Raw genomic sequence first — 16,037 nt, 5'->3', positions numbered from 1 at the left:
ATTAAAATCTCCCTTTACGTGTTTGTTCCGGCTGAGCTTCTGCCGCTTGAGTCTGTACTCTTGGCTGAACCACCTGAGGTTGTACAGACTGTATTGGTGCAACACTTTGTTGCTCCACTTTTGCTGCTTGTGAAGACGAGTTATTCATCAACTTATCAAAAGGTAATACGTTTAAATGATTGCCGGCTGCATCCATCACCACTTTAGGTGTGTTTTTCATTACCTTCTCCATGGTTTGGATATATAAACGCTCACGGGTTAATTCCGGCGAAGCTTTATATTCCGGTAATAATCGGCTTAAACGCTCTACTTCACCTTTCGCATTTAACACCACTGCTTCTTTATAAGCTTGGGCTTGTTCGATAGTACGCTGTGCTTGACCACGGGCAATAGGCTCTTCCCCTCTTGCATAGGCTTCTGCTTCACGAATTAAACGCTGTTCGTCTTCTTGTGCTTTAATTGCATCATCGAACGCAGCCTTCACATCCTCTGGGGGGCGAGCATATTGGAAGTTTACATCTGTAACTAACAAGCCCATATCATAGGTTTTGATAATTTCACGTAATGTTGTCCAGGTTCTTTCACGCACCGTCGCACGACCGGTAGTTAAAATCTCATCCATTGTCATATGACCGATAACATAACGTAATGCACTGTCTGTAGCTTGTTTTAAGCTATCATCCGGATTATTCACGCTAAACAGATATTTAGCCGGATCTTCCACTCGATATTGCACTGTCATTTCAACCTGGACCATATTTTCATCTTGGGTCAGCATTGAACCGCTGGTATTCAACTCAGAAACACGCTCTACATTCACACGTTGAACAGAATCAATAAATGTCGGCTTCCAGTTTAAGCCCGGCATGACGATTTGGTCTAATTTACCAAGACGGGTAACAACACCTCTCTCCGCCTCTTGTACAGTATAAAAACCAGAACCAGCCCATACTACTGCTGCAAGCCCTAGAACTACCGGGAGGAATTTACCCAATCCAATGCCATTTTGGTTATTGGCTCCATTATTAGAACCCTTTCCACCACCCATTTTTTTCATTAGGCTACTGAAAACCTCTTCTAAATCAGGGGGCTGTTGTTCATTTCGTTGATTATGTTTAGGTTCTTGTTGAGAACCTTGACCTTGCGGGTCTTGTTGTTCAGGCTGTTGTTCAGCTCTTTTCTGCCCTGGTTTACCCCAAGGATCTTGCTGATTACCTGATTCATTCCACGACATAAATCTCTCCAAAAAAATCGACTCACACATTCTAATCAATAAAATGCAAGTTAAAGATTGTACCTATTTGGCAATCATTTGACTAGGCTTATAAACCGATAAGCGGTCTTTTTTTACTATTTTTTTGCACACTACATTTTCATTTCGTGCAATTAACAACACACTAAGCCTAAAGCTAAAACTAACATGCAAAAAAATAGGGCGATAAACTCGCCCTATTTCGCCCTATAAAAGTTATAGAGCTTGTTGAATAAATGCTGCCATTTGTGCATGTGGCAATGCGCCTACTTGCTGTGCAACCACTTCACCGTTTTTGAATAACAGTAAGAATGGAATACTACGCACACCAAATTGTGCAGGAACAGATGGGTTTTCATCTACATTCATTTTCACAATTTTCACTTTGCCTTCAAATTGTGCATCTACCGATAGGTCATCAAGCACAGGACCAATCATGCGACAAGGGCCACACCATGGTGCCCAGAAATCTAATAATACCGGCACATCTGATTTTAAAACATCTTGTTCAAATGTAGCGTCTGTTGTGTGAATAACATTACTCATGAAATTATCCTTAAAAATTCAATAATAAAAAGAGAAACGCCCTAACTGAAAAGTTAAGGCGTTCAGCTTGCTATAAGATAGTGATTAATTGCTCAAATTTCAAGAAAGATTTACCGATTATACTAATCACTATTCATTCGCAACTGATTCGAAATTTTCTTTCTTTTTATTGCTAAGGTAAAATCAAAATATAAAAGGATAACTTATCAGATTAAAAACTTTTCTCAAATAATAAATTCAGTTGCTGATCATAGTAGGAATACAAAGTTTTCAAATTGCTTCGTTGCTTTTTCCAAACAAAACTCAGTTTTGGTGTAATTCCCCATAAATGCCAATCTCGTTTCCAAATTTTGGCATTAATATTATAAATATGATCGCGTCTAATTTTATTAAGAGGAATAATGCTTGCAAATACCGCTTCATCGTGAAATTTTCGATGGGTAAAAGAAAAACTGAATTGAGTAGAAATCCCCCATTGGTATTCTTGTAACCATCCCAAGCGAATATTTCGGCTAGTTGAACCATATTGTTTCTCTCTCGTGTTTTCTTTGGAAATTGCTCCACCTAAATAAAAGAGTTGCTGCGGTTTGGGTTGCCAAATAAGTGTATTTGATACTGTTTTAATATTCCCGGCTTGCAAATTTTCATCAAAAAATGACCGCTTCTCAAATGCAAATAACGTTTGATTTTGCCATTGATTAGACAGTCTAAAATCATAACTAAGCTGTATGCCGTTCGACCAATGAAAAGAGCTATTACCATACCAACGTTTATCATAGAAAGGTTGAAACCGGAAAATGCTATCTTGCTTTTTATAGGCATAGCCAACCAAAATACGGTTTGAAAGATCATCAAAGCGGTGATTATCCCAATATGTTTTGCCGTTTGTTTCATTATGAAAGCTTAAATAGTGGGAGCCGACCAAATTAAAATCTTTGCCGAAATCAATATTATAGGCAATACCGTGTGCTTTTTTAGGCAGCATATTTTTGTGCTTGGTAAAACCTGTATTCTCTATAGTTGAATCGCTAGAAACATTATCAACATTATCGGTTCTCGAGTAAGATAAATTCAGGCTAAATTGCCATTCATTACGCTGATTTATCGTATCTAAATAAGCTTGAATTATCTGATACGCACTATCTGGCAAGCCTGAAGCAGCTTTCACTTTTTCAAACTGTGATTTAGATGCATTATCTTGTCGATCTGCAAATAGGGCGATGGCTAATTCTATTCGAATGGAATTTAGCTCAGGGTGACTACTGATTATTTTGCGATAAATCGCAATAGCGGTTGAATAATCTTGCTGAATAAACGCCGATTTTGCCTGTGCATAAGCAATAAGTTTTGGATCTGAATCAGTTTGCTCTTGATACTCTTGTAATAATTTCTGAATATCATCTAATCGTTGGAGGTAAACCGCTTGCTTTAACTGCTCTTCTAAATCAGGTTTATTAGTAGCAAATACTGTGTGAGTGATACAAAGGGTAAGGAATAAGAAGGAGAATCTGATCATAGGGTCGGAATTGGGAAAAATGAAAAGTCGGGCAATATTACCCGACTTGAATAAAAGCATTAATAACGAACGCCACCAAATGAAGTATCGTAAGAGCTTGAATTAGGGAACTTCACCAATCCCGCAGCTTCTTTAGCCTCTTTGCCAAATAATGCGCCTTCATAAGTACCATTTTGCAATAACGTACTTGCATTACCATTAAATTTTGTACCATTTAAGGATGTTGAATGTAGAGTAATGTCTTGAGTTCTACCGTCTCTTAGCAATGAATATTCAATTTTTCCATCTACCGTTTTTTGGTCAAAATCTACATTAAGGGTTGTTACACCACCTTTTGATACTTCACCTGTTGTGCCACTCATCCAGTAAGATTCACCTACATAAGTTGCAGAACCTGAAGGTAGATTTGTGGCCTCCGTACCTTGATAACGTAATTCTCTCACTGTTTTAGCATCATTTAACCATACGCCATAAAATGAATCATTCTGGTTTTTTCCATATAAAGAACCCGCTGCTGTATTACCAGCAACATCGCCTTTTTGGCTATTTGTTAAATCCACTTTAGTACCATCAGGCGTTTTAGCAGATCCACTGCCTCCACCTCCACCACAAGCAGTTAATAAAACAGATAAGCCGGCCACTGAACAAAGAAGTAGTTTTTTCATACTAAATTCCTTAGTTTAAATAAGTAAAAAAGACAAAAATAATTAATAAATAAGTATTACTCCAAATTATTACTTATTTATAACTCTGTTTTCAACTAAAAAAATCAACAAAATATCTATAAATAAGTAAATTTTATGTAAAGAGTGTAAAATGGCACAGTTATTAGCAGTTGAAGCAGATAAATTGATCGGTAAACGAATTCAAGAAAAGCGGAAAGAGTTGGGTTATTCCGCCGAAAAATTGGCAGAATATATTGATTTGTCGCAGCAGCAATTATCAAGATACGAACGGGGAGCAAGTAAAATCAACGTTGCTCATCTAATTGAAATCGCTATTTTACTTAAAACGCCTATCAGTTGGTTTTTCCAAGATTGTTTACCCAGTGAGATGCTTTTAGATGAAGCTAAGTTGAACGACTTAAATCAAAAATGGGAACAACTGCCGTTATTACAAAAAGAAGCCGTAATGGATTTTTTAGAAAAAGTAGTAGAAAGTAGCAAATAGCAACTAATATCGCCCATTTGCTACTTTCAAAAGCTTAAACATACGGCTTGGTTTCCGCCAACACTGTATATTTCGCATTCATTTCTGCTGCCCAAGCGATCAAATTTGGGTGATTTTTTGCAAGATCGTAGCCCAGTTTTTCTAAACGGAACGCCCACCAGTCAATTAGAGCTACCGCAGAAAGTGTGCCTAAATTTAATTCGGTGCCGAATTCTTCTAATGCGTCTTCAAGCTGATAAAAAGAACGGATATTGCGTGCCATGAGTTGCTCGTGGCGGCTAAGCCACCATTCATTTTCAGGACGGTTCATACGTTCTTGCAACAAGGTATGCATGGTGTTTTCCATAATGCCGTCCACCACATTGTGCAATGCTAAAATATTCCAGCGGGCTTTTCCCTCTGTCGGTAACAACGGCGTATTATTGCCCTTTTGGTCAAGGTATTCGCTAATCAATAAACTACCAAATAACCAACGCCCACAGTTCCGCTGCAATGCGGGGATCCGCCCAAGTGGATTATCTTGATTATGGGGTGAATTTGGGTCCATCGCAGTAGTTACACGCAACATTTCAACTTTATCTTCAAGCTGATGGTGTTTGATAACCGCAATCGCTTTGCGGGCAAAAGGGCTGGTGGTGGAATACCAAAGTTTCATCGTATTCTCCTTATCGAATATAATTTAAGGTTCTACAAGCGGTCGTTTTATTGCAAAGTTTTGCAAAAAAACCACCGCTTGTCTTAACTATTTTTCAGAGTATCAAAAATCACTTCCGCCAAGGCTTTAGAAATGCCGGGAACTGACTCAATTTCTTCCAAGGTGGCTGATTTCACCCCTTGCATACCGCCCAAATATTTTAATAACGCTTGGCGACGTTTCGCTCCTACGCCTTGGATTGATTCCAATCCACTTTCGGTAAAGGCTTTTTGTCGTTTTTTGCGATGCCCGCTGATGGCGTGATTGTGCGATTCATCACGAATATGTTGAATCAAATGTAAGGCAAGGCTGTCAGGCGGTAGGTGGATTTCTTTATCCCATTTGCTGATAATCAAAGTTTCCAGCCCGGCTTTTCGCTCCACACCTTTTGCCACCCCAATTAGCAGTGGTTTAGTTTTATCCCAATTCACATTCAACGATTCAAAAGTATTTAACGCACGGTTCAACTGCCCTTTGCCGCCGTCAATAAAGATAATATCGGGGATTTTTTCCGGTTCTAAATCACGATCGTAACGTTTTAACAACGCTTGTTCCATTGCAGCATAGTCATCGCCACCGGTGATACCTTCTATATTAAAACGGCGGTAATCAGACTTGAGTGGTCCATTTTCATCAAATACGACACAAGAAGCTACAGTTTGGTTTCCCATTGTATGGCTGATGTCAAAACATTCCATTCGTTTAATGTCTGCCATTTGCAGTAGCTCTTTTAACGCTTGATAGCGGCTTTGAATCCGTGAATCTTGCTTAAGCTGTAAAGTTAAAGCGGCAATCGCATTAGTCTTTGCCAAGGCTAAATAACGATGCTTTTCGCCCCGAGCGGCTTTGTCTAAAATCGTGACTTTATGGCCGGCTTGTTCACTTAAAAGCTTGCTTAAAGAATCTGTCTCACTGAGTTTATGGTCGATCACAATTTGATTCGGCATTGTACGATGTTGATTCATCTGCAAATAAAATTGCCCGACAAAAGTATCCGCCAACTCGGTTAAATCGGTATTGTTTGGTACTTTCGGGAAATAGGAACGGTTGCCGAGCACTTTACCTTGCCGCACAAACAGAATATGCACACAAGCGATACCGTGTTGGTAAGCGATAGAAATAATATCAAGATCGTCCAAACGCTCGTTTGAGACAAATTGCTTTTCTTGCACCGCCCGTACCGATTGAATTTGATCTCGAAAACGAGCCGCCCCTTCAAAATCCAGATCTTCTGCCGCCTTTTCCATTTTCTGCACTAAATGGGTGATCACCTGCTGATCTTTCCCTTGTAAAAACAGACGGACTAAATTTACTTGTTGCTCGTATTCTTCTTGCGAATAAACGCCCTCAACACAAGGAGCAAGACAACGCCCGATTTGATATTGCAAGCAAGGGCGTGAGCGGTTTTTGTAGTAAGTATCTTCACATTGACGAATCGGGAACAGCTTTTGCAGTAAATTTAAAGTTTCTCTCACTGCACTCACATTCGGATAAGGCCCAAAATATTCACCGGCAATTTTTTTACTGCCTCTAAATGCGGTTAAACGAGGGTGCTTATGTTTAGTTAATAAAATATAGGGATAGGATTTATCATCTCGCAGCAACACATTATATTTGGGTTGGTTTTCCTTAATATAATTGTGTTCGAGCAATAGGGCCTCAGTTTCCGAATGGGTAATGGTGGTTTCAATATTGGCAATATTGGCAACTAAGGCTTCGGTTTTTTTGCTGGAAAGTTGGCTACGAAAATAGCTGGATAATCGCTTTTTTAGATCTTTCGCTTTACCCACATAGATAATCTCCCCTTTATTATCGTACATACGATAAACGCCGGGTTGATGAGGTACATCGGTAAGGAAAGATTTAGAGTCGAACATTAGAATTTGCAAAAAATAATAAAAATTTGACCGCTTAGGATTTCAATAAACTGCTTTTTGATGCATTTAAATATTGTAACATCGACCAAATTGTTAATCCTACAGCAATATAAAGCAAAATAAAGGCTAAAATTTCCATCGCCGGGCTTTGTCGCCATAGCATTCCGCCTAAAGCTAACATTTGGGCGGTGGTTTTTACTTTGCCCCAAATAGACACCGCAACACTGGCTCTTTCACCCAATTCCGCCATCCATTCACGTAATGCCGAAATAATAATTTCACGGGCAATCATAATGCAGATAGGAATGGTAATCCACCAAGAGTGGTAATATTCCGCTACACACACAAAGGCAACTGCGACTAGCACCTTATCTGCAACAGGGTCTAAAAATGCCCCCAATCGTGTGGTTTGGTTCCATTTACGAGCCAAATAGCCATCAAACGCATCAGTAATAGAAGCAATAAAAAAAATCAGAGTGGAAATTTCAGGGGCATATTTGGTCGGTAGATAAAATGCCACAATAAAAAGTGGAATCATTCCGACACGAAATAGTGTTAAATAAGTTGGAAAATTAAGTTTCATAGGCAACAAAGAAACAAAAGTAGACTTGCCTTAAGTGTAACATAACTAAATCATTTTTTTTACTCCTCTAACACAAAAATCGCATTGACTTTACAATAAATTATCGCTAACTTAAACCTTGATTTATGGAAAATCGTCCATAGATATGAATCCATCGGCTTTTCCGATTTGAACACAAAAACAGAAGGAATTTTTATGGAAAATCGTTTAGCTCACAGCTATTCAACTAGTGAATCATTAATCAGCACACACAAAGTTCTGCGTAACACCTATATGCTATTGGCTATGACTCTAGCTTTCTCAGCGGTTGTTGCTTTCACAGCTATGACAATGAATGCACCGGCCTTACCTTGGTGGGGCATGTTAGTAGGCTTCTACGGTTTACTTTTCCTAACTAATGCTACCTCAAACAGTAGTGCAGGCATTTTAAGCGTATTTGCCTTAACCGGTTTCTTAGGTTATACCTTAGGTCCGATTTTAAACCGCTATATCGGCGCAGGTTTAGGCGATATCGTTGCCCTTGCATTTGGTGCAACTGCATTAGTTTTCTTTGCTTGTTCGGCTTATGTATTAACCACTAAAAAAGATATGAGCTTTATCAGTGGCATGATGGTAGCGCTATTCGTCGTATTATTAGTCGGCATTATTGCAAACATTTTCTTAGCTATTCCTGCTTTAGGGTTAGCGTTAAGCAGCTTATTTGTGATTTTCTCAAGCGGTGCAATTTTACTTGCAACCAGCAATATTATTCACGGTGGTGAAACTAACTATATCCGTGCAACCGTGGATTTATACGTTTCTATCTACAACCTGTTTGTAAGCTTCTTACAAATCTTTGGCGTGTTAGGTAACGATGACTAATGTAAAAGGTTAAGGAATGCCACTTTATGTGGCATTTTTATTTTTATGGCTTATATTGAATTAAACACTATTCACTACCCGACTGACCCTTCAGGCTATCTACAAAATTTAGATGATTGGTCAGAACAACTGGCAATTAAAATTGCCGAAAAAGAGCAAATTACGTTAACTGAAGAACATTGGGAAATTATTTGGTTAGTTCGTGATTTTTACCAAGAATACAAAACCTCGCCCGCTATCCGCATGTTAGTAAAAGCAATGGCACAAAAATTTGGTGAAGAAAAAGGCAACAGCCGCTATTTACAACGCTTATTTCCAGATGGACCGGCAAAGCAAGCAACCAAAATTGCAGGATTACCCAAACCGGCGAAGTGTTTATAAAAGACACAGCACACTAAATTATGCTAGGCATAGCGAATAATTTTCCTTGTAATTTCTTCTATTTTTCTATAGAGTCTTTCAGTTATTTTTTTAATTTTTCAAATTACAACAAAAATAGGTTGAACAATGAGTCAATTAGATTTAATCAAATCATCGATCAAATCCATTCCCAATTATCCAAAAGCAGGCATTATTTTCCGTGATATTACCTCTCTTTTGGAAGTACCAGCAGCGTTTCAAGCAAGTATTGATGCTATTGTGGCAGAATTTAAAGATAAAGGCATTACCAAAATTGCCGGAACCGAATCACGTGGCTTTATCTTTGGAGCTCCGATAGCCCTTGCATTAGGGGTACCTTTTGTCTTGGTACGTAAACCGAAAAAATTACCACGTGAAGTGGTTTCGCAATCCTACGCCCTTGAATATGGTGAAGATACACTCGAAATCCACAAAGATGCCATTAATACTAACGACAATGTATTAATGATCGATGACTTATTGGCAACCGGCGGCACCATTGATGCTACCGCTAAACTTATCCGCCGTTTAGGGGGTAAAGTCGAACATGCCGCATTTGTTATCTACTTACCGGAATTAGGCGGTAAAGAACGTTTAGAAAAAGAAGGAATTAACTCCTTTACCCTAGTGAGTTTTGAAGGTCATTAATCTGATACAAGCGGTTGATTTTTCATTACAATTTGCAAAAAAAACTGTCAAAAAAGACCGCTTGCATACTCTCTAACGTAACACGAGAAACCAATGAGTTATCAAGTTTTAGCCCGAAAATGGAGACCACAACGCTTTAGCGAGGTGGTTGGTCAGCAACATGTTCTATCTGCTCTTGAAAACGGTTTAAGAGAGGATAGACTTCATCATGCTTATCTGTTTTCAGGGACACGAGGTGTCGGTAAAACGTCTATTGCTCGCCTGTTCGCCAAAGGCTTAAACTGCGAAAACGGCATTACTGCTGAGCCTTGTGGTGAATGTACTAATTGCAAAGCCATTGAAGAAGGGCGTTTTATTGATTTAATTGAAATCGATGCTGCCTCACGAACTAAAGTGGAAGATACTCGAGAACTTCTCGATAATGTACAATATAAACCGACTGTCGGACGTTTTAAGGTCTATTTGATTGACGAGGTGCATATGCTCTCTCGTCATAGTTTTAATGCTCTTTTAAAAACCCTTGAAGAGCCGCCGGAATATGTCAAGTTCTTACTCGCGACCACCGATCCACAAAAATTGCCGATTACGATCCTTTCTCGTTGTATGCAATTTCATCTGCGTGCCTTAGAACAAAGCCAAATCAGCCGTCATCTTGAATTTATTCTCAACGCAGAAAAAATTCCTTATGAAGCTATTGCTATTACTAAACTGGCAAAAGCAGCACAAGGCAGTATTCGAGACTCTCTAAGCCTGACTGACCAAGCGATTGCGATGAGCAACGCCAACATTACGCTATCGGTTGTTAGCCAAATGTTAGGGCTGATTGATGACCAACAACCCTTAGAATTAGTACAAGCTCTTGCACTTGCCGATGGTGAAAAAGCAATGGCAATTATCCAGCAAGTAGCTGAGAAAGGTGGCGACTGGACACAATTATTAAGTGATATTGCCGAAACCTTACACCAAATTGCAATTTTGCAATTAGTCAAAAACAGTAGCCAAGAAGAGACTCAATTACATTTTCTAGCCAAACAAATTTCGCCTGAGGATGTACAGTTTTTCTATCAACTGATGCTTAACGGCAAAAAAGAATTACCTTTCTCACCGGAGCAACGTGCCGGTGTAGAAATGACAATTTTACGAGCTTTAGCTTTCCACCCTAAAAATGCTGAAAAAATGGCAACGGTTGCACCTCTTACAATACAACCGAACACACTACAACAGGCTAATTATGCTCAAGCAAGCCAATCTGATACTCCAAGCCAGATTAGCCAGTTACGTGAGCGTTTTGTTGAAAATCAGCAAAAATCATCTTCAAATGTGCAAATAAAACCGCCATTTGTGGAAAAATCGGCACAACTACAGCCTGCTGTTTCTTCAGTAGCTTCTGTATCATCTTCTATGCCACAAAGCTCACTCCAAGCTAATGAGATAAACTCCGGGCTATCTCCGGCAATGGCTGCCCTTGAAGCACGTAAAAAATTACAGAAGCAACAAGCAACGCTTGTTCAATCTGAAAAAAAAAAGCCTGAGTTAAAAGCTCCTCAAGTAGTTGCAAAAAAATCAGAAAATCAGACCGCTTCACTCCAAGAGCGCTTTATCAGTCTTGCTGAAAATCAGCAGCAAGCTATTATTCATCAAACACCCAATAGCGCTCCCCCTAAAAGTGTTGAAGATGAAGATTACCGTTGGACATGGCTAAACCCCGAATTAGAAAATCAAGAAACCAGCGAAAAACCTTCAGACATCAAACAGGCGATTCTACAAGAACGCACACCCGAACTGGTGGCAAAAACGATTCATCTTTCTTGCCAGCAAGATAAGTGGTGCGATATTGCCAACTCGCTCAACTTGGGTGGCTTTTCGCGTCAAGTTGCCTTAAATAGCTATTTAGCGTCCCAAAACGAGAATCATCTTATCTTAGTATTAAAAAGTAATATGGCGCATTTGGATAACCCGGAATCTCGTAAGAATTTAGAAATGGCATTAGCAGAAAAAGGTTTTACTTACGAATTATCCATCAGTGAAAATGCTGAAAAAAATACACCATTGGAAATTCGCCGAGCTATTTTCAAACAATTAACCGAAGAAGCGAAAACAGCCTTACTAACCGACGAAAAGTTAATGTTATTACGCCAAGCATTTGATGCTCAAATAGATGAATCAACCATCCGCGCTGTGGCAGAAAAATGAGTAAACCGAAATGAAAGCATTAGAATTAATTGATTTAGTTAAAGTCTACCCTACCGGTATGAAAGCAGTTAAAGGGATCAACTTGGTCGTTGAGCAAGGAGATTTTTATGCCCTACTCGGACATAACGGTGCAGGGAAATCGACCACCATTGGTATTATCAGTTCACTTGTCAATAAAACCGGCGGAAGCGTAAAGGTGTTTGGTTATGATTTAGATAGCCAAAAAGTCCAATTAAAACAACAAATTGGGCTAGTGCCACAGGAATTTAATTTTAATCAATTTGAAAAAGTCATTGATGTGCTGGTGCAGCAAGCCGGCTTTTACGGGATTCCCCGCAAAGAGGCGTTAGTGCGTGCCGAAAAATGGTTAAAACAGCTCGACTTATGGGAAAAACGTAGCCACCTCACACGTGAGCTTTCAGGCGGAATGAAACGTCGAGTGATGATTGCCCGAGCCTTAATGCATAACCCAAAATTGCTGATTTTAGACGAACCGACTGCCGGGGTGGATATCGAACTTCGTCGTTCATTATGGGATTTTCTACGCACTTTAAATGAACAAGGCACCACCATTATTCTCACAACCCACTACTTAGAAGAAGCAGAAATGCTCTGCCGTCATATCGGCATTATTCAGCATGGGGAACTAATTGAAAACACCTCAATGAAAGCCTTATTGGCAAAACTGGAAAGTGAAGTATTTGTGTTGGATTTGCAATATTCTAATAGAAATCAACCGCTTGTTATTCACAATTATCCGCATAAATGGTTGGATGAAAATACCCTTGAGGTCAATGTAAAACGCCAGCAAGGGCTAACAAATCTCTTTTCGCAAATTGCCCAACAAGGGGTGGAAGTGTTAAGCATGCGAAATAAATCAAATCGTCTAGAAGAACTTTTTATGAATATGGCACAGTAAAATGAATTTAATTGGATTTTATACCCTCGCCTTTAAAGAATGCCGCCGTATCTTGCGTATTTGGCGACAAACCCTTGTTCCGCCGGTGATTACCACCACGCTATACTTCCTGATTTTTGGTAAATTAATTGGTGAGCGTATCGGTGAAATGAACGGCGTAAGCTATATGCAATTTATCGCCCCAGGCTTAATTATGATGACGGCAATCACCGCATCTTATGTCAATACCGCCTCCTCTTTCTTCTTGAGCAAATTCACGCGAGATTTTGAGGAGATGCTAATTTCGCCTCTTTCCAGCCATAATATTATTTGGGGCTATATTTCAGGTAGCCTGTTACGTGGCGGTCTATCAGCATTATTAGTTATGTGTGTGGCAATGATTTTTGTCTCTTTTGACATTTATTCTTTTAGCATCATCCTCTTAACACTACTGCTAACTGTTATCGCTTTTGCTCTTGGTGGTTTAATTAATGCTGTATTTGCTAAATCCTTTGATGATGTAGGCCTCATTCCTACTTTCGTATTAACACCGCTCACTTATTTAGGTGGTGTTTTTTATTCTATATCACTGTTACCTGATTTTTGGCAAACGGTATCTAAATTTAACCCGATTGTTTATATGATTAACGGGCTTCGCTATGGTTTTTTAGGGGTGAGTGATGTACCGCTTATCTACACCTTTTCTGTCTTAAGCTCGTTATGTATATTGCTATACTTCGTGGCATACAATCTTATTCAGCGAGGTATTGGGCTTCGTTCTTAATTAATCTTATACTTTTTTCTGGTTAACTATCATTATTTAGGAGCTATTATGAAATTGATCAACAAATTAGCGCTTGCAGGCACTTTAGCAGTTAGTTCAACTTTCGCGTTTGCACAAGATATTACCGTCTTTGCCGCTGCTTCAATGACGAATGTATTACAAGAAATCGGTAAAACATTTGAACAAAAACACCCGGAAGATAAAGTGCTTTTCTCTTTTGCCTCTTCATCCGTACTTGCAAAACAGATTGAGCAAGATGCCCCTGCCGATATTTTTATTTCTGCCGACCAAAAATGGATGGACTATATCGCTGAAAAAAGACCGGAGAAAATTCAACATCGTACTAATTTGGTAAAAAATGATTTGGTATTGATTGCCCCTCTTAACAGCCAAATTCAAGCAGATAATATACAAACGGTTGATTTTGCAAAAGAATTAGCAAATAGTTATTTATCGGTCGGTGACCCAAGCCATGTGCCTGCAGGCATCTATGCGAAAAAAGCCTTAACTCACTACAAATTATGGGAAAGCGTTGAACCTCGTCTGGCTCGAGCTAAAAACGTGCGGGATGCTCTCTCTTTTGTCGAAAGAGGCGAATCACAATTAGGGATTGTTTATTCAACCGATGCGAAAGTTTCCAATAAAGTAAAAGTGGTTGCCACCTTCCCAACAGAGAGCTACGGCGAAATTGTTTACCCGGCAGCAACTGTTAGCGGGAAAGCAACAGCAGCAAAATTCTTAGATTTCTTAAAAACACCTGAGGCAAAAGCGAAATTTGAGGCAGCCGGGTTTTATCCGGTCAATTAATTCCACTCTTATTGAGAACGTAAAAAAACCAAATATTCAATACATAAAATATGTTTAGCTTTACTCCCCAAGAGCTCAATGCTATTTTTCTTAGCCTTAAAATTGCTGCAATTGCCGTTATGCTTGCCCTGCCCCTTGCAATCTGGGTGGCATGGATTCTCTCGCGCAAACAGTTTTGGGGAAAAAGCCTTTTAAACGGTATTGTGCATTTGCCATTGGTTTTACCACCGGTAGTCATCGGTTATTTGCTGTTAATTTCCATGGCAAAACGTGGCGTAATCGGGCAATATTTGTGGGAATGGTTTCATTTTAGCTTTAGTTTTTCGTGGAAAGGGGCAGTACTGGCTTCTATGGTCATGGCATTTCCACTAATGGTTCGATCTATTCGTTTAGCCTTAGATGCCGTTGACCCGAAATTGGAACAAGCCGCCCGTACGCTCGGTGCCGGCCCGCTAAAAGTCTTCTTTACTCTTAATCTCCCGCTTTCTTTTTCCGGTATTGTCGCCGGTAGCGTGCTGGGTTTTGCTCGATCACTGGGGGAATTTGGAGCAACCATTACCTTTGTATCGAATATTCCCAACCAAACTCAAACTATTCCGGCCGCCCTTTTCACCTTTATTGAAACGCCAGATGGCGAGCTGGCAGCCGCACGCTTATGTATGGTGGCAATTATCATTTCATTAATCGCTCTTTTTTGTTCTGAATGGTTAGCGGAAAGACAAAAACGTTATGCTAAAACTTAATCTTACCCAACAGCTCGGCGAATTTACGCTGAATGTAGATTTAACCCTGCCGGCAAAAGGCGTTACCGCGATTTTCGGGCGTTCAGGCGCAGGGAAATCCAGTCTGATTAATGTGATTGCCGGGCTTTCTACTGCGCAATCAGGCATGATTGAGCTAAATGGACGAACGCTCTTTGACAGCCAAAATCGAATAAATATTGCTCCGGAAAAACGCAATATTGGCTATGTGTTCCAAGAACCCCGTTTATTCCCACACTATTCAGTAGAAAAAAACCTAAAATACGGCTACAAGCGGTCGGATTCTAAGGATTTTCTGCAAATTACCGAGCTACTAGGCATTACTCATCTACTCAATCGCTACCCTGCTGGCCTCTCAGGTGGTGAAAAGCAGCGGGTGGCGATCGGACGGGCATTATTAAGTTCCCCCGATATTTTATTAATGGACGAACCTTTATCTGCCTTAGACTTACCTCGTAAACAGGAGCTAATGGATTATTTGAGCAAACTTGCCGAGCAGTTAGATATTCCGATTCTCTATGTTAGCCATAGCCTTGAGGAAATCGTCCGTCTTGCCGATCATCTTGTATTACTGGAAAACGGTAAAGTAGTGGCATTTGATACGGTAGAAAACGTCTGGCATAGTAAAGCCTTTGCCGATTGGCAGCCGAATCATCAACGCATCAGCTTGTTGGAACTACCGATAAAGCAACGTCAGTCTGACTACAAAATGTTGGGTTTGGCGTTAAATGAACAAATGCTATGGATTCACGAAACACCTCGCCACCGAATAGGCGATAAATTGCGAATTACCATTACCAGCCGAGATGTGTCCATTAGTGTGGAAAAGCCAACTCAAAGCTCCATTCGCAACCAATTAAAAGGCAAAGTCATGCTTATCGAAAAACACCCTGAACGTGTCGATATTGCCGTTATGGTGGGAAGTCAACAGATTTGGGCAACCATTAGCCTATGGGCATTTGATGAATTGGCGATTACCACAGAGCAAACCGTTTATCTGCAGATAAAAAGCGTTTCTTTGTAGATTTGCAAAATTCTTGTAAAATAC

The 16,037-nt window shown here is 39.8% G+C and carries 17 protein-coding genes; 10 read left to right on the top strand and 7 right to left on the bottom strand.

Annotation, left to right across the window (positions count from 1 at the left end; all coding sequences use genetic code 11):
* Position 1 precedes the first annotated feature (1 nt).
* The 4 genes from hflK to A6B41_RS03865 all read right to left on the bottom strand — a co-directional run bounded on the left by hflK (position 2) and on the right by A6B41_RS03865 (position 3,979).
* On the bottom strand, positions 2-1,234 hold the full coding sequence (gene hflK, locus A6B41_RS03880) for an FtsH protease activity modulator HflK (RefSeq protein WP_027074927.1): 1,233 nt from the start codon (positions 1,232-1,234) through the stop codon (positions 2-4).
* A gap of 234 nt (positions 1,235-1,468) precedes the next feature.
* Positions 1,469-1,798, bottom strand: a complete 330-nt coding sequence (trxA, locus tag A6B41_RS03875; RefSeq protein ID WP_027074928.1) for a thioredoxin — start codon at positions 1,796-1,798, stop codon at positions 1,469-1,471.
* Between the two features lie 211 nt (positions 1,799-2,009).
* Positions 2,010-3,314, bottom strand: a complete 1,305-nt coding sequence (locus A6B41_RS03870) for a surface lipoprotein assembly modifier (RefSeq protein WP_156930228.1) — start codon at positions 3,312-3,314, stop codon at positions 2,010-2,012.
* Between the two features lie 59 nt (positions 3,315-3,373).
* A complete protein-coding gene (locus A6B41_RS03865) occupies positions 3,374-3,979 on the bottom strand; it encodes a transferrin-binding protein-like solute binding protein (RefSeq protein WP_027074930.1) in 606 nt (201 codons plus the stop codon).
* Positions 3,980-4,130: 151 nt separating this feature from the next.
* Between A6B41_RS03865 and A6B41_RS03860 the strand changes: the two genes are divergently transcribed.
* On the top strand, positions 4,131-4,484 hold the full coding sequence (locus A6B41_RS03860) for a helix-turn-helix domain-containing protein (RefSeq protein WP_027074931.1): 354 nt from the start codon (positions 4,131-4,133) through the stop codon (positions 4,482-4,484).
* A gap of 34 nt (positions 4,485-4,518) precedes the next feature.
* Here A6B41_RS03860 and A6B41_RS03855 read toward each other — a convergent pair whose 3' ends face one another.
* The 3 genes from A6B41_RS03855 to pgsA form a co-directional block, all read right to left on the bottom strand.
* Positions 4,519-5,139 carry a glutathione S-transferase gene (locus tag A6B41_RS03855; protein ID WP_027074932.1) on the bottom strand — a complete coding sequence of 207 codons (621 nt, stop codon included), beginning with the start codon at positions 5,137-5,139 and terminating at the stop codon, positions 4,519-4,521.
* A gap of 83 nt (positions 5,140-5,222) precedes the next feature.
* A complete protein-coding gene (uvrC, locus tag A6B41_RS03850; protein WP_027074933.1) occupies positions 5,223-7,055 on the bottom strand; it encodes an excinuclease ABC subunit UvrC in 1,833 nt (610 codons plus the stop codon).
* 34 nt (positions 7,056-7,089) lie between these two features.
* On the bottom strand, positions 7,090-7,638 hold the full coding sequence (gene pgsA, locus A6B41_RS03845) for a CDP-diacylglycerol--glycerol-3-phosphate 3-phosphatidyltransferase (RefSeq protein ID WP_027074934.1): 549 nt from the start codon (positions 7,636-7,638) through the stop codon (positions 7,090-7,092).
* A 195-nt stretch (positions 7,639-7,833) separates the two neighbouring features.
* Between pgsA and A6B41_RS03840 the strand changes: the two genes are divergently transcribed.
* From A6B41_RS03840 to modC, 9 genes are all read left to right on the top strand, one after another.
* On the top strand, positions 7,834-8,499 hold the full coding sequence (locus A6B41_RS03840; protein WP_027074935.1) for a Bax inhibitor-1 family protein: 666 nt from the start codon (positions 7,834-7,836) through the stop codon (positions 8,497-8,499).
* Between the two features lie 45 nt (positions 8,500-8,544).
* Positions 8,545-8,880 (top strand): TusE/DsrC/DsvC family sulfur relay protein, encoded by a 336-nt coding sequence (locus A6B41_RS03835; RefSeq protein ID WP_027074936.1) that lies wholly within the window; start codon positions 8,545-8,547, stop codon positions 8,878-8,880.
* Positions 8,881-9,006: 126 nt separating this feature from the next.
* Complete coding sequence (gene apt / locus A6B41_RS03830) at positions 9,007-9,546, top strand: adenine phosphoribosyltransferase (protein WP_027074937.1); 540 nt, start codon at positions 9,007-9,009, stop codon at positions 9,544-9,546.
* 93 nt (positions 9,547-9,639) lie between these two features.
* Positions 9,640-11,739 carry a DNA polymerase III subunit gamma/tau gene (gene dnaX, locus A6B41_RS03825; protein ID WP_027074938.1) on the top strand — a complete coding sequence of 700 codons (2,100 nt, stop codon included), beginning with the start codon at positions 9,640-9,642 and terminating at the stop codon, positions 11,737-11,739.
* 10 nt (positions 11,740-11,749) lie between these two features.
* Entirely contained in the window at positions 11,750-12,658 is a 909-nt protein-coding gene (locus A6B41_RS03820) for an ABC transporter ATP-binding protein (protein WP_027074939.1), read from the top strand.
* Between the two features lies 1 nt (position 12,659).
* Entirely contained in the window at positions 12,660-13,421 is a 762-nt protein-coding gene (locus A6B41_RS03815; protein ID WP_027074940.1) for an ABC transporter permease, read from the top strand.
* A gap of 48 nt (positions 13,422-13,469) precedes the next feature.
* On the top strand, positions 13,470-14,228 hold the full coding sequence (gene modA / locus A6B41_RS03810) for a molybdate ABC transporter substrate-binding protein (protein WP_027074941.1): 759 nt from the start codon (positions 13,470-13,472) through the stop codon (positions 14,226-14,228).
* A 50-nt stretch (positions 14,229-14,278) separates the two neighbouring features.
* Positions 14,279-14,971 carry a molybdate ABC transporter permease subunit gene (gene modB / locus A6B41_RS03805; RefSeq protein ID WP_027074942.1) on the top strand — a complete coding sequence of 231 codons (693 nt, stop codon included), beginning with the start codon at positions 14,279-14,281 and terminating at the stop codon, positions 14,969-14,971.
* Positions 14,958-16,013 carry a molybdenum ABC transporter ATP-binding protein ModC gene (modC, locus tag A6B41_RS03800; RefSeq protein ID WP_027074943.1) on the top strand — a complete coding sequence of 352 codons (1,056 nt, stop codon included), beginning with the start codon at positions 14,958-14,960 and terminating at the stop codon, positions 16,011-16,013. The genes modB and modC overlap by 14 nt, the downstream gene beginning before the upstream one ends.
* Positions 16,014-16,037: the final 24 nt, after the last annotated feature.

Source organism: Mannheimia granulomatis, assembly GCF_013377255.1.
Classification (GTDB): Bacteria; Pseudomonadota; Gammaproteobacteria; order Enterobacterales; family Pasteurellaceae; genus Mannheimia; species Mannheimia granulomatis.
Note: the sequence above shows the minus strand (reverse complement) of the source record. Positions and strands in the feature narration are given on the sequence as shown.